A 22,281-nucleotide genomic window follows, 5' to 3' on the forward strand; every position below is an offset into this window, starting at 1 on the left:
GTAAGTCCGCCCCATGGCAACACCTCCAGTCGGAAGTGTTGCACTTCGTTTGTGAACTCAGGGGACCCATTACCCCGCATGCCGCTTGTTGCGCGACGCTGGGGCCACGATCCCTTTCACAACAAAGCTCGGTGGTAATGGGTCCCCTGGCTTTCGCCAGGACGACGTCGGAATTTGTGTCGAGCGCGAAGCCGACGACGCCCTACCGCATCGTGATCGCAAGCCCGCTCAGATCGGCGTTCGCCATCAGGCCGACCTGCTGTCCGGTCAGTTCCAGCACCGCGCCCTTCTGGTTGGTGAGCACGATGGCGCGGGCGCCGCGGCCGACGGCGAGGCCGGCACCGGCGGCTCCGTAGACGCCGGCGACGTCGCTCGGACGGTTGATGTTGCTGACGCGGCCGCGTAGCACGGTCTTCGAGCCACCGAACACCAGGCCGTAATCGAGGCCGCCGGTGGAGAGCGCGTAGGTGCGGCCGCGGAAGGTCAGCGTGCCGCTGCCGCCGCTTCCGCCGATCACCCAGCCGGCCTTGTAGATCACCAGCGACACGAAGCCGCTATCGGCCTGCGCGGCCGACGACAGCACGTTTGCGCTGAGAGCAACGAGTGCGACGAGCGCAGCGCGAAGGATGGACGGCATTTTCATGGAGGTGTCTCCCCGAATTCTCTTGAACGGTTCTAGAGCATGATCCGGAAAAGTGTGAAGCGGTTTTCCGAGGAGATCATGCTCCAAACAAAAGCGACGACGAATCACGCTGATGTGGACTGTATCGCGTTTGAACCTCGACAGGGGGTTCCGTGACCCAATTCATGTCCGGGGCGCACGTCCCTTAGCTCCCGACCATTGCACTCGCGGAGCGCCCCGTTTTTCAAACCGGAGAACTCCCCATGCGCCGTCTGTCGCTGTTCTGTGCCGCTGCCGCCGTCACCATTACTGCGTTCGCCGCCACGAGCCCGGCCAGCGCCACGCCATATCATTTGATCCGCTGGCACGACACCGGCTTCTGCCAGATCTGGGACCAGAGCATCCCGACCACGCCGTGGCCGGCGAACTATGTCGTGGTCAGCGAGGAGCTGCCGACCTTCGAAGCCGCATTCGCCACCAAGACCGGCATGCTGCAGAACGGCAGCTGCTCGTTCTGAGTGATCGCGTAGGGTGGGTTAGCTGCGCGGATGCGCAAAGCGCATTCGCGAGGCGTAACCCACCATCTTCGTTCGTGCGCGGGATTGGTGGGTTACGGCTTCGCCTAACCCACCCTACAAGATCTCAGTGCGCATCAGCGTCGCGCATAGGCCGATGACCAATCTCATCAGCCTTTTTCTTAATCCAAACTCACGCCGCAATTTGAACCCAATCACGGCTGCGTCACACTCAGTTGTTGCCTGGTTTTGCAAGCAGGCGCCGCCCTCAATGCTCGCGTGACAGCGCCGAGGGCCGGCTCAAGTTTTTCCCAACAGGAGCGATACCATATGCGTAAGGTTTACGCCTTTTGTGCTGCCTCGACCCTTGCCCTCACCGCGCTTGCCGCCACCAGCCCCGCGCAGGCCGGCTTCCATCTGATCCGCTGGAACGGCACGGGCGTGTGCCAGGTCTGGGACAACAGCGTTCCCACAAAGCCCTTCCCGGCCGACTACAGGACCATCAGCAAACAGCAGGCGACCTTCACCGGCGCACTCGCCGTCAAGGACGGCCTGCTCAAGAACGGCACGTGCAAGCTCTGAGCTGATCGCAGCCCAAAAGAAATCAGGTCACCATGCGATGGCAACTCATTGCATCATGACCTAAGCTGAGTGATGCGGATGTACCATCACTCAGCTTGCGGGCCGGCATCATGCTCACGCTCTATTCCTACCCACAGCTGTTCGGCGTCGCCGACAACAACGGTTACGGCCTCAAGGTCTACGCGTTCCTGAAACTCGCCGGCGTGCCGTTCCGGCACCAGCACATCTTCGATGCCTCGAAGGCGCCGCGCGGGCAACTGCCCTACATCGTCGAAGGCGACGATACGGTCGGCGACAGCGAGACCATCCTCCATTACGTTACCGGAAAATATCGCCTCACCATCGACGCCGCGCTCACGCCTGCGCAGCGCGCGGAGGATCTCTTGATCACGCGGATGCTCGACGATCTCTATTGGGTGATGTCGTATTCGCGCTGGAAGGACGAGCGCTATTGGCCGGCGTTTCGCGACGCGCTGCTGCGCGAGCATTCCAGCGTCACCGCCGACGGGCTGATGAAGGCGAAGGAGTACAACGCCCAGCGCTACTACTACCAGGGCATCGGCCGCTTCGATCCCGACGCCGCGATGGCCCGCGGCCTCGCCGATCTCGCGGCGATCGCGCAAGTGATCTCGCCGCAGGGCTACGTGCATGGCGACAAGCCGACCAGCATCGACGCCGGCCTCTACGGCTTCATCGCCAACATCTATTTCTACGACATCGATACGCCGCTGAAGCAGTTCGTGGTCGCCCACGACAACATCGTGCGGCATTGCAAGGCGATCCACGCGAAGGTGAGCGTGTAGCCTCCTTGTTTGGTCATGATCTATTCGGAGAACCGCTTCACACTTTTCCGGTTCATGCCCTAGTGATGCTTGATCAGCGCATCACGCGCCGCTGATAACGCGAGGAACGCCTCGCCATTGCCGCCGCCATCGGGATGCACGGTCTTGGCGGCGCGCTTGAAGGCCTGATGGATCTCGGTGGTCGCCAGCCGCCGGCCGAGCGGCAGGCCGAGCAGCTGGCGATACTGCTCCTCCTGCGTCAGCGGTTTTGGCTTGAGGCCGCGCAGGCCGAACCGCGGCGCGGTCGCGACATGCAGCGCATCCCTGACGATGCCGAGCCTGCGGTGCGCGGTCTCGCGGGTGCGCCGATCGGCCGACCTTGCGGCGGCCTGTCGCAGGATCGGCAGCACCTGCGCCGCCGCCTGCCGCAATGGCTCGTCGCTATCGCTCGCGGCGATCTCGGCAACGAGCTGTGCCATGTCGCGATAATCGGGCTCGGATGCCAGCCAGCCCTGATCGATCGCGCGCTTCCATTGTGTGATCCGTGGGTCCATGTGCGTCATCCAAATCGGGATGACAGCAACGCGCAAACACGGCTTGGCGTTTCAGTTCGATCAGGTTTGAATAAGCTTGTCACGACCAACAATCACAAACGAGGAACGCCATGCCCCTGCTCGCCAATCACATCGCCGTCGTCACGGGTGCTGCTTCCGGCATCGGGCGCGCGATCGCGGCCGGCTATGCAAGCGAGGGCGCCCGCGTGGTGCTGCTCGACATGAACGGCGATGCGGCGGCGTCCGCCGCGAGGGAAATCCGCGACGCCGGCGGCAAGGCCGACAGCTTCGCACTGGATGTGACAAAACGCGACGCTTGCGTCGCGATGGCCAAACAAGTGGCCGACAAGGTGGGCCCGGTCACGATCCTCGTCAACAATGCCGGCATCGCCCGCCGCAACGGCATGCTCGGCGCGGATGAGGCCGTGATCGCCGATTGGGAGGACATCATCTCGATCAACCTCACCGGCGTGTTCAATGTGACACACGCGTTCCTTGCACCGATCCGTGCCAACAAGGGACGCATCGTCAATATCGGCTCGATCCAGTCCTTCGTGCATCTGCGCACGCCGAGCTCGCCGGCCTATACGGCCTCCAAGCATGGCGTGCTCGGCTTCACCAAGGCGCTCGCCGCCGAGCTCGGCCGTGACGGCGTGCGCGTCAATGCGATCGGCCCCGGCTTCATCGAGACGCCGCTGAACGAGAAGGTGCGCGCGACCAATCCCGATCTCGTCAAGGTGTTCATGGATCACACCCCGCTCGGCCGACCCGGCAAGCCGGAAGACATCGTCGGCCCCGCGATCTTCCTCGCCTCGGATCTCGCTGCCTACGTCTCCGGCTCGATCGTGATGGTCGATGGCGGCTACCGCACGATCTAGGCTAGGCGGTCTGTGCCAGCGCTTACGCGGTCTGTGCCATCAATCGTGACGCTTTCGGGGTATTCCCGTGATCTTACGGGGCCGTTAAGAAACCGTTAACCAAACGGGGACACGTTCCGCGGCGGGGTAGTTGGTATCCGATGTCCGCTTTCGACGAGGAAGGCGGTGCGTTTTTCGGGAGGTGTTGATGTCGTACGCGTCCGTGTTGCCCGTGCCGGAGGTCCCTGCGCCGCTGCTGGCTCCCAATGAAATCGTCCCGCTGCTGATCGGCGCGACCGTCGGCGAGATCGAGCGCGAGCTCGTGCTGCAGACGCTCGCGCGCTGCGACGGCAACCGCACCCGCGCCGCCCGCGTGCTCGGCCTTTCCGTGCGCACGCTGCGCAACAAGATCCGCGAATACGCCGCCGACGGCATCGAGGTGCCGCCCTACAGCGAGTAGGCTTTCAGCGAGTCCTTGCATGTCAGATCGGCAAATCAATCCCGAGCTGTCGCCAGCGTGGCAGCCACGGGCGGTCATCGGGACCGAGATAGCTGCCGAGGCCGACGCGTTCCGCGTCGGTCGCGCGCAACGTGTCCGCGACAAGGCCCGTCGTGTATTTCCAATAGTCGCGGCGACGCTGCGCATCCTCCGCGACGAGAGATTTCGCGAGGATCTCGACATAGATGGTCTCGACGGCGGCGCGCCAGAGATCGTGCGCATCAGGCACGACGCCGGGCCGCGCGTGCCACATGAGCCAATAGCCTGCCTCCTCTCCGGCCCAAGCCGCGCGCGGCAGCTCCGGATCGAGGCAAGGCGATCGGCACGACAGGGGTAGCCGGCTTCGCGCGTCGACGAGGAATGAGTGGCCGAGCTTGTCGTACCAGGTGATGCGGAGGAATTTCCGGACCGTCTCCTGATCATGCGCGGCAAGCTGCCGCTCGCCCGAGCGCTCGAGATCGTCGATGATCCGCTCCAGACTGTCGCCATCGAACGGCTCGACTTCGAGCACGACGCCAAGATTGTCGGTGAACAGCTCGCTATCGAACAGCTTGATCGTCTCGCGATAAAACTCGCGTGCCATGCCGCCGCGGCGCCAGTCGCGATGAACGCCGACATAGTTGCAATAGATCAGGCGGCTGGCATGGTCATAGGTGAAGAAGCCGAGCCCGATCGCGCGGCCTTCGGCGCGCAGGATGACGTAGCGGGAGTCCAGCCGATACGATATCTGCTCGCCATCGAGCTCAAAGCAGCGCAACTCGCCGACGTCATCGGTCAGCACCCAGCGCACGATGTCGTCGGGATCGTCGCGCTCGTGCGGCGGAAACAGCTCGTAATAGAGATCGAGCACGCCGCTGGCACGAAAGCTTGCCTCGTCGCACACGTCCACGCGTGTCACGAGAATGTCCGCAGCCGGACGGTCGCAAGTCACCTCGATATGTCGCACCGCGCTCTCCTCGGCGCCGGCCGCGCGAATTATGACTGTTGATCACACGCATCGGACGGCGGCCCGTTCATTGAAGCCGTCATCGAACCTCTGATACAAGCGGCTTCGAAGCGACGGAGTATGACAGTGGCTGACGACACAACTTCCCGCCAGGGCCGCCCTGGCCCGCAAGGCCGGCAGGGCGAGCCGGGCCGTCCCGGTCCGCAGGGCCATCCCGGTCGTCCCGGGCCGGAAGGTGCCCGCGGCAAGCCGGGCCCGCAGGGCAAGGCTGGTGCGGTCGGCAAGGCCGGTCCGCAAGGCAAGCCCGGCGTTGAGGGCAAGGCGGGACCGCAGGGCGCCCGCGGCGAAGCCGGGCCGATAGGCCCCCAGGGACCGGCCGGGCCGCGCGGCGAAGCCGGCCCGCCCGGACAATTGCCGTCGATCGAGCAGGTGATGCCCTGGCTGCACCTGATCTTCGACGCCTACGAAGACTACAAGCGCACCAAAGAGCGTGAAGCCGCCGAGCATGCCGAGCACGAGGCCGCGGAGCGCGCGGCTGCTGAAGCGATCGCCTACGACGTCGATGCCGGCGATTTCGCCGACGACGAAGACGAGGACGACCGCAAGAAAAAGAAGAAGCACCGCAACAAGGACAAGAAAGACAAGAAGTAGCGCGGTGATTGCCGGCGGTCAGAGCCACGGCAGGTTGAAGAACGCGAGCAGGTAAGGTCCGGCCAGTGCGCGCAGCGCCCAGGTCAGCGCCGGCCAGACCACGAAGATGAACATACTCGTGACCAGCACGTGCCACTCGCCGGGCGGCAGGCGCGGCTCGATGATGCCGTGCAGCGCTGATGTGGCAAGGCCGGTCAGCACCATCAGCGTCAGCCATCCGATCACGCGTCCCAACATGGCGACTAACCCTGATCGTGCGGCGGCAGCAGTTCGATGAACTGGAACACCCAATGCATCGCGAAATACCAGCCGACGCCGGCCAAGGCGCCGCAGATCGACATGATGATGATGTTGACGCGATCGATCGCGCCGCTCGACAGCACCATGCCGCAGGTCCAGAGCACGGCGAAGGCGATCGAGCACAGCTTGAGTGGAACAGTGGGCTTCATGGCAGGGCTCCAGGAGCCGGAATGAAGGGCCACCCTGCCTGATCTCGCGGCGCAGCACCGTGAGCGCTGTCACGGACCCCGCCACGCTTATCCGAAGCGTAGCCGCGACCGTTCCCGCGCCTTCTCGGCCTCGACCTCGCGGTCGCGTGACGGCGCCGTGGTGTGCAGCGACGTCAACAGCCGCCGGGCGGCTTCGGAGACCTCCGCGACCGCTTGATCGAACGCCGCCTCATTGGCCTGCGACGGCTTGTTGAAGCCGGAGAGCTTGCGGACGAATTGCAGCGCGGAAGCGTGGATCTCGTCCTCGGTCGCGGGCGGCTCGAAATTGAACAGCGTCTTGATGTTGCGGCACATGAAAGTCTCCTCAGGCCCGTCCAGCGCGGGCCATCACACTCCAAGGACGATCGGCTGCTGCAAATTGCGACATCGTGGTCTATTCTGGCAAGCGGTGCTGCGTTGCCCCTCACCCTAGGCGAAGCGAGGTTCCCGATGAGCCGCGTGACCTACAAGATCGTCCAGCACGATGGCGGCTGGGCCTATACCGTCAACGGTGTGTTCTCGGAGCCCTTCCCGACCCACGGCGCGGCGCTGGCCGCGGCCCGCCGTGCCGCCGCCGAGCAGCGCGTGCCCGGCCGTACCGAGGCGATCATGTACGAGACACCGGACGGCAAGTGGCGGACCGAGACCGCCGACGGCAGCGACCGGCCGGAGACCGATGTCGAGGACAGCACCTGATCTATTCCCCGCGCCAGCCGCGCGTGGTCGAAAATTTTCCTGAGCGCTCGCCAATGTGCGGTCTCGGCTGCGTCAACGCGACATGATAGTTGTGCGACCAAGAGGCCCCGGCAAGGTGGCCCAGGCTACGGGAGAAAACGCATGCACATCCTTCGCGCGGCGCTGGCGGCCGCCCTGCTCACGATATCGGTACCGGCAATGGCTGCAGATTATCCCGCGCCGAAGGACGGCGAATGGGTCGCAAAGGACTTCAAATTCCATTCCGGCGAGACCATGCCGGAACTCAAGCTGCACTACACCACGGTCGGCGATCCCGGCGGCCAGCCGGTGCTTGTGCTGCACGGCTCCGGCGGCTCGGCCGCGAGCATGCTGACGCCGACGTTCGCCGGCGAGTTGTTCGGCCCCGGCCAGCCGCTCGATGCTGCGAAATACTACATCATCATTCCCGACGGCATCGGTCACGGCAAATCCTCGAAACCGTCGGACGCGATGCGGACTGCGTTTCCGAAATACGACTACAACGACATGGTCGACGCGCAGTACCGCCTCATCACCGAGGGCCTCGGCATCAAGCATCTGCGGCTCGTGATCGGCAATTCGATGGGCGGCATGCACACCTGGATCTGGGGCACGCGCTACCCGCAGATGATGGACGTGCTGGTGCCGATGGCCTCGCAACCGACCGCGATGGCGGCGCGCAACTGGCTGTTGCGGCGCGCGATGCTGGACACCATCCGCAATGATCCCGACTACGCCGGCGGCAATTACACGAGCCAGCCGCGGATGATGAAATACGCCATTACAGCCTATCGCTTCGCCAGCGCCGGCGGCACGCTGGCCTATCAGATGCAGGCGCCGACCTCGGCGCAGGCCGACAAGATGCTCGAGGATCAACTGGCGGTGCCGGTCACCGCTGATGCCAACGATTACATCTATCAATGGGAGTCCTCGCACGATTACGATCCCTCCGCCGGCATGGAGAAGATCGAGGCGACGCTGCTGCTGATCAACGCTGCCGACGACGAGCGCAATCCACCGGAGACCGGCGTCACCGAAGCCGCGGTGAAGCGGATCAGGAACGGCAAGATCTATCTGATCCCGGCGAGTTCAGACACGCGCGGCCACCTCACCACCGGCAATGCGAAGTTCTATGCGAAGCAATTGCAGGAGCTGCTGCAGACCGCGCCGCAGCGAACGATGTAGCGCGGCGCGATGTCGCAAGCCCGCTTCCGCAAGGTCGCGCTGAGCCTGCCCGACGCGGTCGAGGGCGCGCATCAGGGCCACGCAGACTTTCGCGTCGGCAAGCGCATCTTCGCGACGCTCGGCTATCCCGACGACGATTGGGGCATGGTGAAGCTGACGCCGGAGCAGCAGACGATGGTGGTCGAGGCCGAGCCGGAGATCTTCCGGCCGGTGCCCGGCGGCTGGGGCAAGGGCGGCGCCACCAATGTCCGCCTCGCTAAGGCCGACGCAACGACGCTGCAGAGTGCACTCAAGATGGCGTGGGGCAACATCACCGCAAAACCTGCCGCAAAAACGCGCAGCGCAAAGCGCAGCTGAATTTTCGCATCGCATCAATTACCGATGCCGCGACAACGCTGATTCTTTGAGCATGCATCTTGCGCGCTTCTCGTGCCTAATCCCTCCAACAACAGGATTCGTCGACGGCGCAAGAAACGTCGCGACGTGACGTGGAGGATACGGATGCGACGGTTCACGCACATCGTCGTGCTGGCGTGGCTCTCGGTGCTGGCAGGTGCTGCGCTCGCTTTCGACAACGGCCAGTACGATCACGTGCCGCCGGATATCCGCGCCTGGTTCAAGAGCGTGATGGCGCCGAACGGCGTGCCCTGCTGCGACATCTCCGACGGCCATCGCACCAGCTACGACGTCCGCAACGGCGCCTATTGGGTGCCGATCGAGGGCGAATGGATGATGGTGCCGGAGCGCGCGATCATCCGTGATCGCGGCAATCCGGTCGGCGAGGCCGTGGTCTGGTACGTGCACCACCGCGGCAGCATCATCATCAGCTGCTTCGTGCCCGCGGATGCGGTTTAGATGACATCGAGGTGACGACGGCAGCCTCGGATGTTACTGTCCGGCATCACCTGACCGGAGACATGCCGTGACCGATCTCGCCGCTCCCGATCTTGCCTCGATCTATCCGCAGCCCTCCCCGCGCGTGATCGCGAAGGCGCGGCCGGAGATCGATGTGCACGCGAAGAAGTTCATCGAGATGTCGCCGTTCTGCGTGCTGGCAACCTCGGGCGCCAACGGCGAGGTCGACGCCTCGCCACGCGGCGGCACACCGGGCTTCGTCACCGTCACCGGGCCGAACGAGATGCTGATGCCGGACCGTTCCGGCAACAACCGCATCGACAGTTTTCGCAACATCGTCGAAGGCTCCGGCTTCCTGCAACTGATCTTCTTCGTGCCGGGGATCGACGAGACGCTGCGCGTCGGCGGCCGCGGCAGCGTGACGGCCGATCCCGATTTGCTGTCGCAGATGATCGAATTCGGCAAACCGCCGCGCGCGGTGCTGCGCATCGCGGTCAAGGAAGCCTATTTCCACTGCGGCAAGGCGCTGATGCGCTCCAAACTCTGGGGGGCCGACACCCGCGTCGAGCGCAAGGTGTTTCCGAGCATCAGCACGGTGATTCACGAGCAGACCTCGCTGGGCGAACCCGAAAGCCAGGAAGCCGTCTACGAGCGCTACAAGACCCAGCTTTAGGCGCTTCCAGCGCGACATGACGTCGCTTTCGCGCGGTCGTGAGGCGACAGCGCGTGGCGTTAATCTTATTGCTTAACCAACAATTAAGGATGTGTTTGCGGGCGCCGTGGGGCACGGCTTAGCGTCCGTCCAAAGCTGAGATAACAGTGAGTGCGTGCCATGTCGTATCGAAAGTACGGGACGCTGATGGCGTCCTTCAGTGCCGTCGTACTGATGCTTGCCGCGGACAATGCGTTCGCGCGATCGGGAACCGCGCCGCGCGGTGCGTTCGCCCAGATGCATCCCGGCTTCCGTCATCATCACCACCGCGTCCCCGGCACTTTCTTCCCGGGCGGCGGCTTCTACTACGGTCCGACAGGCGCGGTGGTCGCCGACGTGCCGCAGCAGCCGGTCTCCAGCGACGTCAACTACACCTACAAATACGACGTGCCGTGGGACTGGGCGCACCGCTATCCGCCCGCGGTGGTCCCGTCCGACCGTCCCTACATCTCGAGCTGCTCGACCGAGAGCGTGACCGTCCCCGGCCGCAGCGGCGATCGTACCGTCAACGTGACGCGCTGCTACTGAGCGCCTGTGCGATCTCAAAATGAAAGAGGCCGCCCCGTGGGCGGCCTCTTTTGATTCCATGCACGCTTGCTCGGGCGCGCCGTCAACGATCAGTCTTCACCCTGCAGATGGCCGACATGCTTCTGGGTGTACAGCTCGAGACCGATCCGCTTGATCAGGTCGAGCTGGGTCTCGAGGAAATCGATGTGGTGCTCCTCGTCCTTCATCAGCTGCTCGAACAGGTCGCGGCTGACATAGTCCTTGACACCGTGGCAGTAGGTCGCCGCTTCCTGATACAGCGTGCGCGCGCCGATCTCGGCGGCGAGGTCAGCCTCGATGATCTCCTTGACGTCCTGGCCGATGCGCAAGGGATCGAGCACCTGCATGTTCGGGAAGCCGTCGAGGAACAGGATGCGGTCGGTGAACTTGTCGGCGTGCTCCATCTCCTCGATGGATTCCTTACGCCAGACCTTGGCCATCTCCAGCAGGCCCCAATTGTTGAGGAGCCGATAGTGCAGCCAGTACTGGTTGATGGCAGTCAGCTCGCTGCGGAGGCCCTTGTTGAGATAATCGATGACTTTCGGGTCGCCCTGCATGATTCACTCCATCTTTCGCGGCCAACTCGGCCCAAATCCGAACTTAGAACGCTTCTAAATCAGATTTTTGACGAGAGCAACCGTCCGCGACAAGCGGTCTCGGGGATAAGATCCAAAACGGGAACTTAGTAGGCCGCGAGCTCGAAGGCGGTGTCTTCGTCGTTGGCCGCGTGGGGATGGCTGTGCGGGCAGCCGGAGCAGCAGGCCTTGGCGCAAGGGCCCAGCGCCTCATCGATGATCGCCTTGATGGTGCGGGCACAGCGGCCGCATTCGGCGCTGCAGCCGAGGCAGCCATAGACCTGCTTCGGATGACGAGTCACGCCAGCGCTGACCGCGTTGCGGACATCGTTGTCGCTCAGGACGTTGCAGGAACAGACGATCATCGAAGTATGGCAGGTCCGTCAGTGATGCTTGCCTTCTTCGATATTCGCTGGCCTCGCCGGTGGGAAGTGCAAAACACGCTTTTTGAAGCAATTCCAAACTGATGCAGGATTCACTTTGGAACGGCTCTAAAAGTGATCAAGGTCATAGACGCCCTCATCGGACGCCCTCCTCGCAGCCTTTACGGGGCGCCGCTCTAATCGCTGCTGCTGCTATCGCTGCCGCCGCCGCAATCACTGCTGCCGCTGTCACTGGAGCTTGAACTGTCGCTGCTGCAGCTGCCTGAATCATTGGCGCTGGATGACGAGCTGGAATTGTCGCTGCTGAACAAGCTCCAGCCGCTGGAGCTGCTACCGGAATCGTAGCTCGAAGACCGATCGTAGCTCGAGGAGCGATCGAAGGTATCGTTGCCATACGCCGTCCTGCGCCTGACACCGCTGCTGTCCAGCCTGGCCGCCATCAGCGCGTAGATGACCACGGACGCACCGCACAGCGCGATCGCCAACCCCATCATTCCGCTCATCGCCGACGCTCCACTTCGGGCCATTGCCCACCTGTGCACAGCAACAAAATGTCTGCTGTCTGCCCCATTCGTCGCCAAATGAGGCCGTCTCGTTCATTGATCATTCAAGCGAAATGTGGAACTTTCGCCCACGATAGACCGCTTGCAAGCCGGTCCTGTTCTCCCAAGAGAAAGGTGAGGCCATGAAGAAGACTTTGATGGCGCTTTGCGCCGCCGCCACCCTGGCGGTTTCGGCCGTGGCGGTCCCCGCCCCTGCCCAAGCACAGCGCGGTGTCGCGGCTGGCGTCGCTGCCGGCCTGATCGGCGGCGCCATCGTCGGCGGCGCGATCGCGTCGCAGAACGGCTATTATGGCCCCGGCTACTACGGCCCCGGACCGGCCTATGTGGTCGATCCCGGCTACGGCCCGCCCCCCGGCTGCTACTGGCAGCGCCAGCGCTTCTGGGATGGTTATGGCTGGCAGGTCCGCCGGGTCCGCGTCTGCGACTGACGCCTTCGCAGCCGTTCATCTCCATTAAATCTGCAGCGATGTCCCGGGGAACCGACGGTTTCCCGGGACTTTTGCCATTTAAGGGCCTGAAAAGGCCGCTTTCTCGGCCGATCAGTCCGCCGACGTTTACGTTCGATTGACTGTTCTGCGCTGTCTAGTGCGACAGAGTTCGAATCCAGCGTGCGCATCACCCAACCCGGCGCCACCCCACAGCGCCATGTCCAGGAGCCTGAAGGAAATGAAGAAGACATTGGCCGCACTTGCCGCTGTCGCAACGATTGCCGCATCGTCGATGACCCCCGCTCACGCCCAGCGCGGCGTCGGCGCAGGCATCGCAGCCGGCCTGATCGGCGGCGCCATCATCGGTGGCGCGATCGCATCGAGCCGCCCGGCCTATGGTGGTCCGGTGTATGTCGAGGAAGCCCCGCCCCCGTGCCGCATGGTCCGTGAGCGCTTCTGGGACGGCTACGGCTGGCGCTTCCGCCGCGTCGAGGTCTGCGACTAAGTCGACCGCGCGATCCGCGCTTCGAGTTTGAAAGCCCGGCCCGCAAGGCCGGGCTTTTGTTTAGCGCGCCGCGCTCATCGCACGCAGCACGGCATCGCTCGGCCAGCAATCGACCTTGAGGCCGGCCGACTTCTGGTAAGCGCCGAGTGCCGCGCGGGTCTGCATGCCGGCCTTGCCGTCGAGCTTGTCCTTGTAGAGACCGATCCGCGTCAGATGCTTCTGCATCGCCTCGACATCCGCGGAGCGCAACTGGCTCGAGGCCGACCACGGCGTCGCAAACGGCAGCGGGCTGGTCATACGGTCGCTGAGATGGCCGACGAACAGCACGTACAGATCGGAGAAATTGTACTCCTTGATCACGAAGTAATTCGTCGTGGTGAGAAACGCCGGGCCGTAGATCCCTTCGGGCTGCAACAGGGATGCCTGCTGCGCCTGCTCGGCCGCGCTGAGCTTTTGCCCGCGCACCGGCACAAAGCCCGCGCGCAGCCACTCGCCGATCGGCTTGGTCACTTCAGGCACGCCCGTCGTGCAATCGACATTGGCGGGCGCCTTCACCTCATAGGCCCAGCGCAGGCCCGGCTGCCAGCCCTTGTTGACGAGTTGCTGCGCGGCTGACGCCAGCGCATCCGGCACTGAGTGCCAGATGTCGATCTTGCCATCGCCGTCGAGGTCGACACCGTGCTTGTAGTATTCAGACGGCAGGAACTGGGTGTAGCCGGTCGCGCCGGCCCATGACGACGTCATCTCCTTGCGCGAGACCACGCCATCACTGAGGATCTTGAGCGCCAGGATGAACTCGGTACGGAACTGATCCTTGCGGCGGCCGACATAGGCCTGCGTCGCGACCACCCGCAGCGTGTCGTAGGGCAGTTTGTAGCGGCCGTAATCGGTCTCGCGGCCCCAGATCGCGAGCACGACCGTGGCCGGCACACCGAATTTTTTCTCGATTTCGTTCAGCGCGGGCCGATATTTCTGCAGCAGCTTCTGTCCCTCGCCGGCGAGCCGCGCGATCGAGGCGTCCTTGATGTAATCCGCCGGCACCTGCACGAACTCGGCCTGCGCCGCGGCTCCCGTCTTCGGCCGTCCCGGCAGGATCAGGTCGGGCAGCTTGTAATCCGGCTCGAGGCCGCGCGTCTCGCGCTCGAACGCCTCGCGCGAGACGCCGGCGGCCTGCGCCTCCGGCCACAGCGAGGTGACGAACTGCGTGAAGGCGGCGTCGGCGGCACGGGCGGACGACGAGATTGTTGCCATCGCGAGCAGCGCGAAAAGGAATGCAAGAGCCAGCCTGTTCACGCCGCGGATCCCGTCGCCATTGGTGCCGTGAGCCATATCACGACACCGGACCGCCGTGAACAGAGGCTCAATGCTCCGCCTGCTGCCGCGCGCCTTCGATCGACGCGTTCGACAGCTTGTCGACCATGGCGATGCCGATCGCCGACAGGATGAAGACGCAGTGGATGATGGTCTGCCACATCACGCCGGTCTCGGTGTAGAGGGTCTTGCCCGAGGTCAGCCCGCCGGCCTCGATGAAGGTGCGCAACAGATGGATCGAGGAGATGCCGATGATCGCCATCGCGAGCTTGATCTTCAGCACGCTGGCGTTGACGTGGCTGAGCCATTCCGGCTCGTCCGGATGACCCTGCAGATTGAGCCGCGAGACGAAGGTCTCGTAGCCGCCGACGATCACCATCACCAGCAGGTTCGAGATCATCACCACGTCGATCAGGCCGAGCACCGCCAACATGATCTGCTGCTCGCTGAAATCGAAGGAGTGCATGAACAGGTGAAACAGTTCCTTGATGAACAGCACGACATAGATGCCCTGCGCGACGATCAGGCCGATATAGAGCGGCAATTGCAGCCAGCGCGATCCGAAGATCAGCATCGGAACGGGGCGCAACGGCCGGCCCTTGGAAGGGGCGCGCGCGTCAGTGATAGCGGACATCTGCATTATCTCTCGGGGATTCGGATGAGGAGCGCTTTATCTAGGAAATTGTCGCAGGCGGGAAAGCGACAACTGGCCGCACGTCGCATTACGGAACGGTCATGAAGGTGCGGCCTCGCAATCCGCCTCTTCACGCGCCGAGATCATGATGTAGTCTGATCGACGGGCTTTGGCTGCGCGAGCCAAAGCAGTTCCTGCACGACGCGCTGCCGCGGGCGCGCGCCTTCCTCGACAAGTTCGGCGACTTGCGAGGGCGCCTCGTTACCGCGTCAGCTTCTTGTACTTCACGCGATGCGGGATGATGCTGTCCTGACCGAGCCGGCGCATCTTGTCCTTTTCATAGTCCTGGAAGTTGCCCTCGAACCATTCAACATGGCTGTCGCCTTCGAAGGCCAGGATGTGGGTCGCGATCCGGTCGAGGAACCAGCGATCGTGGCTGATGATGACGGCGCAGCCGGCGAAATCCTCCAGCGCCTCTTCGAGCGCACGCAGCGTGTCGACGTCGAGGTCGTTGGTCGGTTCGTCGAGCAGCAGCACGTTGGCGCCGGACTTCAGCATCTTGGCGAGATGCACGCGGTTGCGCTCACCGCCGGAGAGCGCGCCGACCTTCTTCTGCTGGTCGGCACCCTTGAAGTTGAACGCCGAGCAGTAGCCGCGCGAATTGACTTCCTTCTTGCCAAGCAGGATCAGCTCGTTGCCGCCGGAGATCTCCTCCCACACGGTCTTGTTGCCCTCCAGCGCGTCGCGCGACTGGTCGACATAGCCGAGATGCACGGTCTCGCCGACCGTGATCGCGCCCTTGTCCGGCGTCTCCTGCTTGGTGATCATCTTGAACAGCGTGGTCTTGCCGGCGCCGTTGGCACCGATCACGCCGACGATGCCGCCGGGCGGCAGCTTGAAGGTGAGATCGTCGATCAGCAGGCGATCGGCAAAGCCTTTGCTGAGGCCTTCGAAGTCGACCACATTGGCGCCGAGCCGCTCGGCGACGGGAATGATGATCTGCGCGGTCTGGGTGGTCTTCTCGCTCGCCTTCTTGAGCAGCTCCTCATAGCGCTGATAGCGCGCCTTCGACTTGGCCTGACGGGCCTTCGGCGAGGACGCGACCCATTCCTGCTCGCGGGCCAGCGTCTTCTGATGCGCGGCATCCTCGCGGCCTTCCTGCTCCAGCCGCTTCTGCTTCTGCACGAGCCAGGTCGAGTAGTTGCCCTCGTAGGGGATGCCGCGGCCGCGGTCGAGCTCGAGGATCCAGCCGGTGACATTGTCGAGGAAGTAGCGATCGTGGGTCACGATCAGGATCGCGCCGGGATAGTTGCGCAGATGGCCTTCCAGCCACGAGACGGATTCGGCGTCGAGATGGTTGGTCGGTTCGTCCAGCAGCAGCAGTTCGGGCTGGTCGAGCAGCAGCCGGCACAGCGCGACACGGCGGCGCTCACCGCCGGAGAGCTTGGTGACATCGGCGTCGTCGGGCGGGCAGCGCAGCGCGTCCATCGCCTGGTCGACCTTGCTGTCGAGATCCCAGAGGCCCTGGGCCTCGATCTCGTCCTGCAGCTTGGTCATTTCATCAGCGGTTTCGTCGGAGTAGTTCATCGCCAGCTCATTGTAGCGATCGAGGATCGCCTTCTGCTTGGCTACGCCCTGCATGACGTTTTCGCGAACGGTGAGCTTGGCATCGAGCTGCGGTTCCTGCTCGAGATAGCCGACGCGGGCGCCCTCGGCGACCCAGGCCTCGCCGGTATAGTCCTTGTCGAGGCCCGCCATGATCTTGAGCAGGGTCGATTTACCCGAGCCGTTGACGCCGAGCACGCCGATCTTGGCGTCCGGGTAGAACGACAGATGGATGTTATCGAGCACCTTGCGGGTCGGATACGCCTTGGTCAGACCCTGCATGAAATAGACGAACTGGCGAGCCATTCGCGATCCCTGGAATTGATCCGGATGTGAGGAAATTTTGCTGCCGCCGATGTAGCGGCCGGCCCCCGAAAGCGCAACCAGAGCCGTCCGTTTTCCCTCCGTTCACCACGGATGAATACGGGATCGACACCATGTGGCGGGCTGGTCGGGACAATTGAAACTATCTTTTAATAAATCAGGCCAAAACTCGTCCTCGACGCCGAAAAAGACGTCTTTCGCGGCAGAAGCCGCGGAAAAACAGAGGCCGCGTCATGGCTACGATCACCTCCGTTACCCTCCCGCGCCCGGCGATGCGCCGCGACGCCAAGCCCTTTGCCGAATTCCGCGCCTTCTGGCGCCAGTTCGTGGCCAAGGCCTTCAACCCCTACCGGCCGGAACTGCACTATATGCGCGGCCCGGGCCCGGCCTGGCGCGCCAAGCACCGCCCCGGCACGAACTGAGCTTCCCGGATATTTGAGGCGCCCCGCCGCCCCGTCCGCTTGCGCGCCTGCCCGATTGCGCGCAACCATGGCCTCCCCTCCGACGGCCGATTTCCTTAGCCGTCATCCTCGCCATGAACGGACCTGCCCATGACGCGGCAACGCTGTGCAATCCTCGACGACTATTTCGATATCGCGCTGTCGGTTGCCGACTGGCCGAAAATCGGGGATCGCGTCGACGTCACGGTCTTCAACAAGCCGTTCGCCAATGAGGCCGAAGCCGCCGGCGCGCTCGCCGACTTCGAGATCATCTGCGCGATGCGCGAGCGCACGCCGTTTCCTGCAAGCCTGTTCAAGGCGCTGCCGAAGCTGAAGCTGCTGATGACCTCAGGCATGCGCAATGCCTCGATCGACGCGGAGGCTGCCAAGGCGCACCAGGTCGCGTTCTGCGGCACGCAATATGGCCGCGATCCGACTGCGGCGCTGACCATGGGCCTGATCCTGGAACTGACCCGCGGTATCGGCCGCGAGAATGCCCGCATGCATGCCGGTGCGCCCTGGCAGATCTTTGCCGGCACCGAGATCGAGGGCAAGACGCTCGGCGTCGTCGGTCTCGGCAAGCTCGGCAGCAAGGTCGCGACCATGGCGAAGGCGTTCGGCATGAACGTGATCGCCTGGAGCCCGAACCTGACGGCGGAGAAGTGCAAGGAGGCCGGCGTCGGCTACGCCAGCAAGGAAGCGCTGTTTTCGACCGCCGACATCATCACCATTCATGTCGTGCTCAGCCCGCGCTCGCGCGGCCTCGTCAGCGCCGCCGACATCGCGCGGATGAAGCCGACGGCCTATCTCGTCAACAGCGCGCGCGGCCCGATCGTCGATGAGGACGCGCTGCTCAAGGCGCTCCAGGAGAAGACGATCGCCGGCGCCGGCATCGACGTGTTCTCGGTCGAGCCGCTGCCGGTCGACCATCCCCTGCGCAAGCTCGACAACGTCGTGATCACCCCGCATCTCGGCTACGCCACGCGCGAGACCTTGCAGAGCCATTACGGGCAGATGGTTGAATGCATCGATGCCTTCACCAAGGGCGCGGAGCCGCCTCGGCGACTGGCCTGAGACGAGAGTCTCACCGCCAATATAAAAAGGCGCGCTGTGGGCGCGCCTTTTTCGTGATCTGTTGTTTACGTCCGCTTAGCGCACGGTGACGGGCGCGGGCAGCGGTGCCACCGACGTCGGCTGCGTTCCCGGCAACGGCGCAGCTTGCGCCTGCGGTGCGCCAGCAGCGGGTGCGGCGGACGCGGTCGTCGTTCCCGGGGCCGGACCGCTGCCGGGCATCACGACGACGCGGGTGCCGACCTTGGTGCGCTCGAACAGGTCGGAGACATCCTCGTTCAGCATGCCGATGCAACCCGACGAGACGAACTTGCCGATCGTCGACGGCTGGTTGGTGCCGTGGATGCGGTACACGGTCGAGCCGAGATACATCGCGCGCGCACCGAGCGGATTGCCGGGGCCGCCGGCCATGAAGCGCGGCAGGTAGGGCTGGCGCTCGATCATCTCCGGCGGCGGATGCCAATCCGGCCACTCGGCCTTGCGGGTGATCTTCTGTACGCCGGTCCAGGTGAAGCCGTCGCGGCCGACGCGAACGCCGTAGCGGATGGCCCGGCCGCCTCCGAGCACGTAGTAGAGATAGGTGTTGGGCGTATCGACCACGATGGTGCCGGCCGGCTCCTTGGTGGCGAAGGCCACTTCCTGGCGGCGCAGGTTCGGCGGCAGCTGGGCGGGGCCGGATTCGGGCTGCTCGTCGGGCGGAAGCGCGGCGAGCTGCACCGGCTTGCCGTCGGCGCCGACCGGAGGCTGCTGCGGCGGCACCGCACCGGTCACGTTGGTCTGCGGCGGACCGCCGATTCCTTCCGGCGGACGCAGGCCGCCGCGATCGTCGGCATTGGCCGTGGGATAGTTCTGGTTCGGAGCGGCATAGCCCGGGTTCGGATTGGAGCCGTACACCACGCCGGCTGCGGGAACGCCGTTGTCGCGATAGCCTTGTTGGTCACGATAGCCCTGCGGATCGCGATAACCCTGCTGCGGGGCGGCGCCCGGCGGACGGTCGGCGTAGATCACCGGCGGCGGACCGGCGGGCCGGCCGTAACGGGGATCATCGGGCGACATCACGGGGCCCGGCGGCATGCGATCGGAATAAACCGGCGCATTCATCGGCCGGCCGTAACGCGGATCATCCGGCGACATCACAGGACCCGTCGGGCCGGGCGGCGGCAGGGCGGCGGAATTCTGCGGCGCGTCGTCGTCATCCAGCGCGTCGAAATCGGGCATGTTGCCCTGCGGATAGGGCTGCGGCTGCGCCGAATAGACCGGCGGCTGATTGACCGGATAACCCTGCTGCGCATGGGCGACCGAAGTCCCCGCCGCGCCGAGCGCCGCGGCAGCACAAATCGTCAGAATGCGGTTGATCATCATCGCCTTTGTATAGTCCCCAAGCCCAACCGGACCGTTAACGGCCAGTTGAAGGAAGATAGCGGCGCATTCAAGACAATTCCGCGAAATCCGGCCCAAATCGGCCATTTTGTGATCCCGCGTGAGCGCTGCGGCAAAGATGTCTCAGGTGGAGCGGAAAGTTTCTCCGTGGGACTACGGCGGCCGCGCACGATGCATTTTGTAACAAACAGTCTCGGAACGTTGCGATATCCTCGAATCGACCTGATTCGCGCACTCCGCGAAGCCGGTTTCTCCAGTGGTCACCGCGTTCCCCTGTATCGAGACCTCCCGCAGAAGGGGGAACCCGCGTCCATGCTTCCCGGCTTTCGTTTCCTGCTCGCCGCAATCGTATTGGCGACGTCTGTTCTGGTGTTCGGGCTGGGGGCTGCGGCGCTGTTCAAGGCGGCGCACGAGGAATTCGCCAGCATCCCTGCCCGCCGGGCGCCACCCGGGCCGCAATTCGCCCAACAACCTGAGCCTGGCCAGCCGACCCTCGCCATGCTGCAGGTCGAGCCTGCGCCCGCCGAGAAGCCCGCCGCCGAGGCGCCGGCCATCGTGGCCGCGCCGGCCGCTGCAGCCGAGACATCGCCCCCACCGACCGAGCCGGAAAAGCTCGCGGCGGTGAAGACCGACGACGCCCCTCCCGTCGAGGCACCCAAGGCGGAGGCTTCGGCCCCACCGTTATCGAAGGCAGAGGCTCCGGCCGCAGAGGCGAAGACGGACCTTCCGGCAGCTGAGCCACCGAGGGCCGAACCGGTCGGCGAAGCATCGCCGCCAGTGCCCGCCGTCGCCGCGAGCCCAGCTCCGCAACCTGCGACCGTCGAGCCCGAGATCAAGGCCGCTCCAGCGGAGACGACCAAGCTTGCCGCGATCGCGGACGCGCCGGCTGCGGCCACCGAGCCGGTGGCGGTGGCGGCGCCCGCACCATCTGCTCCGGCTCCAGTCGCAGCAGTAGATCCAGCGCCGCCGCAGCCCTCACCCGGCACAAGCGAGGCGGCGACGCGGATCGCGACGTTGGGCGGGCCCGAGGTGACGATCGAGCAGCCAGCTCCGAAGAAGGCCGCGGAGAAGGAGAAGAAGTCGGAGCGCAGCGAGGCCAGCAAGCGGGCGGAGCGCAAGAAGGAGCGGAAGCGCATCGCGCGGGAACGCGCCGCGCAGCGCGCGGCGGCGGTTCAGCAACAGGCGGCCAGTCCGTTCATCACGCAGCCGATGATGCTGCCGGCGACGACGCGTCGATAGAGCGAACGATCACGCCGGTCCCGTCGCGATCGGCGGGCCGCTGGCCTGGCCCCATTCCGACCATGAGCCGTCATAGAGCGCGGTGTCGGTGACGCCGAGCCGGTAGAGTGCAAGCGTCAGCACGCCGGCCGAGACGCCGGAGCCGCAGCTCGTCACGATCGGCGCATCGAGCTTCACGCCGGCGCCGGTGAAGGCCTTGCGCAGGTCATCGAGCGGCTTCATCTCGCCGGTCGCCGCGTCATACAGCTGGCTGTACGGCACGTTGCGGGCGTTCGGGATGTGGCCGGAGCGGATGCCCGGCCGCGGCTCGGGTGCGCGGCCTTCGAAGCGATCGGCGGCGCGCGCGTCGATCACCTGCTCGGCGCGGCTTTCGACATTGGCGATCAGCTGCTCCATGCTGCGCACGCGCTTGGCATCATAGGTCGCGCTGAATTTCGCAGGCTTAGCCTTCACCTCGCCGCTCTCGACCGGCCTTCCCTCCGCACGCCACTTCTTCAGGCCGCCATTGAGGATGCGGACATTGCGGTGGCCATAGGACAGGAACATCCACCACGCGCGCGGCGCGGCAACCCAGCCGCCCGAATCGTAGAGCACGACGGTGTCGGAGTTGGCGATGCCGAGCGCACCAATGTCGCGGCCGAACTGCTCGGCGCTCGGAAACATGTGCGGCAGCGGATTGGAATGGTCCGACACCGCATCGACGTCGAAGAACACCGCGCCCGGCAGATGCGCGGCGAGATAGTCGTCCTTCGGCAACGGCAGCACGCCCGGCAGCTTGAAGCTGGCGTCAACGACCTTCACGTTGGCGTCGTTGATGTGGGCGGCGAGCCATTCGGTGGAGACAAGCGGATCGTCAGTCATGATTTCTTCCTCGAGGGTGTTACGCCTCACCCCTTCTTCTTCGGTTCCCACGTCTCGATCGGCCCGCCGGCATCGCGCCAGGCCGCGAAGCCGCCGCCCATATGCGCAACCGGCTTCAGACCCATGTCCTGCGCGGTCTTGGCGGCGAGGACGGAGCGGAGGCCGCCGGCGCAGTGGAAGATGAACTTCTTGTCTTCCTGGAAGATCGGCTTGGCGTAGGGGCTGTTCGGATCGATCCAGAATTCCAGCATGCCGCGGGTGCAGGAGAACGCGCCGGGGATCTTGCCATCGCGCTCGATCTCGCGGGGGTCCCTGATGTCGACGATGACGATGTCATCCTTGCCTGCGAGCTTGATCGCGTCGGCGGCGCTGACGGTCTCGATCTCGGCATTGGCCTCGTCGATCAGCGCCTTGATGCCACGGTGGATGGTCTGGGGCATGGGCTTCTCCCTCG

Annotated in this window: 32 protein-coding genes; 17 read left to right on the forward strand and 15 right to left on the reverse strand. The window is 64.6% G+C overall.

The window, feature by feature from the left end; all coding sequences use genetic code 11:
• Nucleotides 1-202: 202 nt before the first annotated feature.
• Entirely contained in the window at nt 203-643 is a 441-nt protein-coding gene (locus JQ604_RS08330) for a hypothetical protein (protein WP_212355285.1), read from the reverse strand.
• A 242-nt stretch (nt 644-885) separates the two neighbouring features.
• On the opposite strand from JQ604_RS08330, the gene JQ604_RS08335 reads away from it, so the two are divergent.
• From JQ604_RS08335 to JQ604_RS08345, 3 genes are all read left to right on the forward strand, one after another.
• Nucleotides 886-1,140, forward strand: coding sequence for a hypothetical protein (locus JQ604_RS08335; RefSeq protein ID WP_212355286.1), 255 nt, complete (start codon nt 886-888; stop codon nt 1,138-1,140).
• 327 nt (nt 1,141-1,467) lie between these two features.
• Entirely contained in the window at nt 1,468-1,719 is a 252-nt protein-coding gene (locus JQ604_RS08340; protein WP_212355288.1) for a hypothetical protein, read from the forward strand.
• 110 nt (nt 1,720-1,829) lie between these two features.
• Nucleotides 1,830-2,522, forward strand: a complete 693-nt coding sequence (locus tag JQ604_RS08345; protein WP_212355290.1) for a glutathione S-transferase family protein — start codon at nt 1,830-1,832, stop codon at nt 2,520-2,522.
• A gap of 59 nt (nt 2,523-2,581) precedes the next feature.
• Here JQ604_RS08345 and JQ604_RS08350 read toward each other — a convergent pair whose 3' ends face one another.
• On the reverse strand, nt 2,582-3,055 hold the full coding sequence (locus tag JQ604_RS08350; RefSeq protein WP_212355292.1) for a hypothetical protein: 474 nt from the start codon (nt 3,053-3,055) through the stop codon (nt 2,582-2,584).
• 110 nt (nt 3,056-3,165) lie between these two features.
• Here JQ604_RS08350 and JQ604_RS08355 point away from each other — a divergent pair, with 110 nt between their 5' ends.
• The gene (locus JQ604_RS08355) at nt 3,166-3,933 is read left to right on the forward strand and encodes an SDR family NAD(P)-dependent oxidoreductase (protein ID WP_212355294.1); all 768 of its coding nucleotides are present in this window, start codon (nt 3,166-3,168) and stop codon (nt 3,931-3,933) included.
• A gap of 187 nt (nt 3,934-4,120) precedes the next feature.
• Entirely contained in the window at nt 4,121-4,372 is a 252-nt protein-coding gene (locus JQ604_RS08360) for a helix-turn-helix domain-containing protein (protein ID WP_212355296.1), read from the forward strand.
• A gap of 22 nt (nt 4,373-4,394) precedes the next feature.
• On the opposite strand, the gene JQ604_RS08365 is transcribed toward JQ604_RS08360, so the two are convergent.
• Nucleotides 4,395-5,309 (reverse strand): hypothetical protein, encoded by a 915-nt coding sequence (locus tag JQ604_RS08365; protein ID WP_212355298.1) that lies wholly within the window; start codon nt 5,307-5,309, stop codon nt 4,395-4,397.
• A gap of 174 nt (nt 5,310-5,483) precedes the next feature.
• Between JQ604_RS08365 and JQ604_RS08370 the strand changes: the two genes are divergently transcribed.
• Nucleotides 5,484-6,008, forward strand: coding sequence for a collagen-like protein (locus tag JQ604_RS08370; RefSeq protein WP_349631073.1), 525 nt, complete (start codon nt 5,484-5,486; stop codon nt 6,006-6,008).
• Between the two features lie 18 nt (nt 6,009-6,026).
• Here JQ604_RS08370 and JQ604_RS08375 read toward each other — a convergent pair whose 3' ends face one another.
• From JQ604_RS08375 to JQ604_RS08385, 3 genes are all read right to left on the reverse strand, one after another.
• Nucleotides 6,027-6,245, reverse strand: coding sequence for a hypothetical protein (locus tag JQ604_RS08375; RefSeq protein WP_212355302.1), 219 nt, complete (start codon nt 6,243-6,245; stop codon nt 6,027-6,029).
• A gap of 5 nt (nt 6,246-6,250) precedes the next feature.
• Complete coding sequence (locus JQ604_RS08380) at nt 6,251-6,457, reverse strand: hypothetical protein (protein ID WP_212355303.1); 207 nt, start codon at nt 6,455-6,457, stop codon at nt 6,251-6,253.
• A gap of 87 nt (nt 6,458-6,544) precedes the next feature.
• Nucleotides 6,545-6,811 carry a DUF2277 domain-containing protein gene (locus JQ604_RS08385; protein WP_212355304.1) on the reverse strand — a complete coding sequence of 89 codons (267 nt, stop codon included), beginning with the start codon at nt 6,809-6,811 and terminating at the stop codon, nt 6,545-6,547.
• A gap of 135 nt (nt 6,812-6,946) precedes the next feature.
• Between JQ604_RS08385 and JQ604_RS08390 the strand changes: the two genes are divergently transcribed.
• The 6 genes from JQ604_RS08390 to JQ604_RS08415 all read left to right on the forward strand — a co-directional run bounded on the left by JQ604_RS08390 (nt 6,947) and on the right by JQ604_RS08415 (nt 10,490).
• Entirely contained in the window at nt 6,947-7,192 is a 246-nt protein-coding gene (locus JQ604_RS08390; protein ID WP_212355916.1) for a DUF2188 domain-containing protein, read from the forward strand.
• Between the two features lie 141 nt (nt 7,193-7,333).
• Nucleotides 7,334-8,395 carry an alpha/beta fold hydrolase gene (locus tag JQ604_RS08395; protein WP_212355305.1) on the forward strand — a complete coding sequence of 354 codons (1,062 nt, stop codon included), beginning with the start codon at nt 7,334-7,336 and terminating at the stop codon, nt 8,393-8,395.
• A gap of 9 nt (nt 8,396-8,404) precedes the next feature.
• Nucleotides 8,405-8,752 (forward strand): MmcQ/YjbR family DNA-binding protein, encoded by a 348-nt coding sequence (locus JQ604_RS08400; RefSeq protein WP_212355306.1) that lies wholly within the window; start codon nt 8,405-8,407, stop codon nt 8,750-8,752.
• 144 nt (nt 8,753-8,896) lie between these two features.
• The gene (locus JQ604_RS08405; protein ID WP_212355307.1) at nt 8,897-9,250 is read left to right on the forward strand and encodes a hypothetical protein; all 354 of its coding nucleotides are present in this window, start codon (nt 8,897-8,899) and stop codon (nt 9,248-9,250) included.
• A 67-nt stretch (nt 9,251-9,317) separates the two neighbouring features.
• The gene (locus tag JQ604_RS08410; protein WP_212355315.1) at nt 9,318-9,923 is read left to right on the forward strand and encodes an MSMEG_1061 family FMN-dependent PPOX-type flavoprotein; all 606 of its coding nucleotides are present in this window, start codon (nt 9,318-9,320) and stop codon (nt 9,921-9,923) included.
• Between the two features lie 159 nt (nt 9,924-10,082).
• Nucleotides 10,083-10,490, forward strand: coding sequence for a hypothetical protein (locus tag JQ604_RS08415; RefSeq protein ID WP_212355317.1), 408 nt, complete (start codon nt 10,083-10,085; stop codon nt 10,488-10,490).
• Nucleotides 10,491-10,579: 89 nt separating this feature from the next.
• Here the strand turns inward: JQ604_RS08415 and bfr are convergent, their stop codons facing one another.
• The 3 genes from bfr to JQ604_RS08430 form a co-directional block, all read right to left on the reverse strand.
• Entirely contained in the window at nt 10,580-11,065 is a 486-nt protein-coding gene (bfr, locus tag JQ604_RS08420) for a bacterioferritin (protein WP_212355319.1), read from the reverse strand.
• Nucleotides 11,066-11,190: 125 nt separating this feature from the next.
• Complete coding sequence (locus JQ604_RS08425) at nt 11,191-11,448, reverse strand: (2Fe-2S)-binding protein (protein WP_212355329.1); 258 nt, start codon at nt 11,446-11,448, stop codon at nt 11,191-11,193.
• Between the two features lie 194 nt (nt 11,449-11,642).
• Nucleotides 11,643-11,969, reverse strand: a complete 327-nt coding sequence (locus JQ604_RS08430; protein ID WP_212355330.1) for a hypothetical protein — start codon at nt 11,967-11,969, stop codon at nt 11,643-11,645.
• 182 nt (nt 11,970-12,151) lie between these two features.
• Between JQ604_RS08430 and JQ604_RS08435 the strand changes: the two genes are divergently transcribed.
• Both JQ604_RS08435 and JQ604_RS08440 read left to right on the forward strand, forming a co-directional pair.
• Complete coding sequence (locus JQ604_RS08435; protein ID WP_212355332.1) at nt 12,152-12,457, forward strand: hypothetical protein; 306 nt, start codon at nt 12,152-12,154, stop codon at nt 12,455-12,457.
• 238 nt (nt 12,458-12,695) lie between these two features.
• A complete protein-coding gene (locus JQ604_RS08440; RefSeq protein WP_212355334.1) occupies nt 12,696-12,962 on the forward strand; it encodes a hypothetical protein in 267 nt (88 codons plus the stop codon).
• A gap of 60 nt (nt 12,963-13,022) precedes the next feature.
• Here JQ604_RS08440 and JQ604_RS08445 read toward each other — a convergent pair whose 3' ends face one another.
• The 3 genes from JQ604_RS08445 to ettA all read right to left on the reverse strand — a co-directional run bounded on the left by JQ604_RS08445 (nt 13,023) and on the right by ettA (nt 16,818).
• Nucleotides 13,023-14,213: a lytic murein transglycosylase gene (locus tag JQ604_RS08445; protein ID WP_212355918.1), complete on the reverse strand. Its 1,191-nt coding sequence runs from the start codon at nt 14,211-14,213 to the stop codon at nt 13,023-13,025.
• Between the two features lie 109 nt (nt 14,214-14,322).
• Nucleotides 14,323-14,907, reverse strand: a complete 585-nt coding sequence (locus tag JQ604_RS08450) for a TIGR00645 family protein (RefSeq protein WP_212355336.1) — start codon at nt 14,905-14,907, stop codon at nt 14,323-14,325.
• A 261-nt stretch (nt 14,908-15,168) separates the two neighbouring features.
• Nucleotides 15,169-16,818 (reverse strand): energy-dependent translational throttle protein EttA, encoded by a 1,650-nt coding sequence (gene ettA, locus JQ604_RS08455; protein WP_212355338.1) that lies wholly within the window; start codon nt 16,816-16,818, stop codon nt 15,169-15,171.
• 251 nt (nt 16,819-17,069) lie between these two features.
• On the opposite strand from ettA, the gene JQ604_RS08460 reads away from it, so the two are divergent.
• Both JQ604_RS08460 and JQ604_RS08465 read left to right on the forward strand, forming a co-directional pair.
• Nucleotides 17,070-17,258 (forward strand): hypothetical protein, encoded by a 189-nt coding sequence (locus tag JQ604_RS08460; protein ID WP_212355346.1) that lies wholly within the window; start codon nt 17,070-17,072, stop codon nt 17,256-17,258.
• A 129-nt stretch (nt 17,259-17,387) separates the two neighbouring features.
• The gene (locus JQ604_RS08465; RefSeq protein ID WP_212355348.1) at nt 17,388-18,350 is read left to right on the forward strand and encodes a D-2-hydroxyacid dehydrogenase family protein; all 963 of its coding nucleotides are present in this window, start codon (nt 17,388-17,390) and stop codon (nt 18,348-18,350) included.
• Nucleotides 18,351-18,425: 75 nt separating this feature from the next.
• Here the strand turns inward: JQ604_RS08465 and JQ604_RS08470 are convergent, their stop codons facing one another.
• Entirely contained in the window at nt 18,426-19,709 is a 1,284-nt protein-coding gene (locus JQ604_RS08470; protein ID WP_212355350.1) for a L,D-transpeptidase, read from the reverse strand.
• A gap of 330 nt (nt 19,710-20,039) precedes the next feature.
• Here JQ604_RS08470 and JQ604_RS08475 point away from each other — a divergent pair, with 330 nt between their 5' ends.
• Nucleotides 20,040-20,966, forward strand: a complete 927-nt coding sequence (locus tag JQ604_RS08475) for a hypothetical protein (RefSeq protein ID WP_212355352.1) — start codon at nt 20,040-20,042, stop codon at nt 20,964-20,966.
• Nucleotides 20,967-20,975: 9 nt separating this feature from the next.
• Here JQ604_RS08475 and sseA read toward each other — a convergent pair whose 3' ends face one another.
• Together sseA and JQ604_RS08485 are read right to left on the reverse strand one after the other, a co-directional pair.
• Nucleotides 20,976-21,827: a 3-mercaptopyruvate sulfurtransferase gene (gene sseA / locus JQ604_RS08480; RefSeq protein WP_212355354.1), complete on the reverse strand. Its 852-nt coding sequence runs from the start codon at nt 21,825-21,827 to the stop codon at nt 20,976-20,978.
• Between the two features lie 26 nt (nt 21,828-21,853).
• The gene (locus JQ604_RS08485) at nt 21,854-22,267 is read right to left on the reverse strand and encodes a rhodanese-like domain-containing protein (protein WP_212355355.1); all 414 of its coding nucleotides are present in this window, start codon (nt 22,265-22,267) and stop codon (nt 21,854-21,856) included.
• Nucleotides 22,268-22,281: the final 14 nt, after the last annotated feature.

This window comes from Bradyrhizobium jicamae, assembly GCF_018130695.1.
Classification (GTDB): domain Bacteria; phylum Pseudomonadota; class Alphaproteobacteria; order Rhizobiales; family Xanthobacteraceae; genus Bradyrhizobium; species Bradyrhizobium jicamae_B.

Bases quoted from the DNA above. Each gene is read 5' to 3' on its own strand.
- JQ604_RS08330 (WP_212355285.1), bottom strand. From the start codon at position 643: ATGAAAATGCCGTCCATCCTTCGCGCTGCGCTCGTCGCACTCGTTGCT.
- JQ604_RS08335 (WP_212355286.1), top strand. From the start codon at position 886: ATGCGCCGTCTGTCGCTGTTCTGTGCCGCTGCCGCCGTCACCATTACT.
- JQ604_RS08340 (WP_212355288.1), top strand. From the start codon at position 1,468: ATGCGTAAGGTTTACGCCTTTTGTGCTGCCTCGACCCTTGCCCTCACC.
- JQ604_RS08345 (WP_212355290.1), top strand. From the start codon at position 1,830: ATGCTCACGCTCTATTCCTACCCACAGCTGTTCGGCGTCGCCGACAAC.
- JQ604_RS08350 (WP_212355292.1), bottom strand. From the start codon at position 3,055: ATGGACCCACGGATCACACAATGGAAGCGCGCGATCGATCAGGGCTGG.
- JQ604_RS08355 (WP_212355294.1), top strand. From the start codon at position 3,166: ATGCCCCTGCTCGCCAATCACATCGCCGTCGTCACGGGTGCTGCTTCC.
- JQ604_RS08360 (WP_212355296.1), top strand. From the start codon at position 4,121: ATGTCGTACGCGTCCGTGTTGCCCGTGCCGGAGGTCCCTGCGCCGCTG.
- JQ604_RS08375 (WP_212355302.1), bottom strand. From the start codon at position 6,245: ATGTTGGGACGCGTGATCGGATGGCTGACGCTGATGGTGCTGACCGGC.
- JQ604_RS08380 (WP_212355303.1), bottom strand. From the start codon at position 6,457: ATGAAGCCCACTGTTCCACTCAAGCTGTGCTCGATCGCCTTCGCCGTG.
- JQ604_RS08385 (WP_212355304.1), bottom strand. From the start codon at position 6,811: ATGTGCCGCAACATCAAGACGCTGTTCAATTTCGAGCCGCCCGCGACC.
- JQ604_RS08390 (WP_212355916.1), top strand. From the start codon at position 6,947: ATGAGCCGCGTGACCTACAAGATCGTCCAGCACGATGGCGGCTGGGCC.
- JQ604_RS08395 (WP_212355305.1), top strand. From the start codon at position 7,334: ATGCACATCCTTCGCGCGGCGCTGGCGGCCGCCCTGCTCACGATATCG.
- JQ604_RS08400 (WP_212355306.1), top strand. From the start codon at position 8,405: ATGTCGCAAGCCCGCTTCCGCAAGGTCGCGCTGAGCCTGCCCGACGCG.
- JQ604_RS08405 (WP_212355307.1), top strand. From the start codon at position 8,897: ATGCGACGGTTCACGCACATCGTCGTGCTGGCGTGGCTCTCGGTGCTG.
- JQ604_RS08415 (WP_212355317.1), top strand. From the start codon at position 10,083: ATGTCGTATCGAAAGTACGGGACGCTGATGGCGTCCTTCAGTGCCGTC.
- bfr (WP_212355319.1), bottom strand. From the start codon at position 11,065: ATGCAGGGCGACCCGAAAGTCATCGATTATCTCAACAAGGGCCTCCGC.
- JQ604_RS08425 (WP_212355329.1), bottom strand. From the start codon at position 11,448: ATGATCGTCTGTTCCTGCAACGTCCTGAGCGACAACGATGTCCGCAAC.
- JQ604_RS08430 (WP_212355330.1), bottom strand. From the start codon at position 11,969: ATGAGCGGAATGATGGGGTTGGCGATCGCGCTGTGCGGTGCGTCCGTG.
- JQ604_RS08435 (WP_212355332.1), top strand. From the start codon at position 12,152: ATGAAGAAGACTTTGATGGCGCTTTGCGCCGCCGCCACCCTGGCGGTT.
- JQ604_RS08440 (WP_212355334.1), top strand. From the start codon at position 12,696: ATGAAGAAGACATTGGCCGCACTTGCCGCTGTCGCAACGATTGCCGCA.
- JQ604_RS08445 (WP_212355918.1), bottom strand. From the start codon at position 14,213: ATGGCAACAATCTCGTCGTCCGCCCGTGCCGCCGACGCCGCCTTCACG.
- JQ604_RS08450 (WP_212355336.1), bottom strand. From the start codon at position 14,907: ATGTCCGCTATCACTGACGCGCGCGCCCCTTCCAAGGGCCGGCCGTTG.
- ettA (WP_212355338.1), bottom strand. From the start codon at position 16,818: ATGGCTCGCCAGTTCGTCTATTTCATGCAGGGTCTGACCAAGGCGTAT.
- JQ604_RS08460 (WP_212355346.1), top strand. From the start codon at position 17,070: ATGGCTACGATCACCTCCGTTACCCTCCCGCGCCCGGCGATGCGCCGC.
- JQ604_RS08465 (WP_212355348.1), top strand. From the start codon at position 17,388: ATGACGCGGCAACGCTGTGCAATCCTCGACGACTATTTCGATATCGCG.
- JQ604_RS08470 (WP_212355350.1), bottom strand. From the start codon at position 19,709: ATGATGATCAACCGCATTCTGACGATTTGTGCTGCCGCGGCGCTCGGC.
- JQ604_RS08475 (WP_212355352.1), top strand. From the start codon at position 20,040: ATGCTTCCCGGCTTTCGTTTCCTGCTCGCCGCAATCGTATTGGCGACG.
- sseA (WP_212355354.1), bottom strand. From the start codon at position 21,827: ATGACTGACGATCCGCTTGTCTCCACCGAATGGCTCGCCGCCCACATC.
- JQ604_RS08485 (WP_212355355.1), bottom strand. From the start codon at position 22,267: ATGCCCCAGACCATCCACCGTGGCATCAAGGCGCTGATCGACGAGGCC.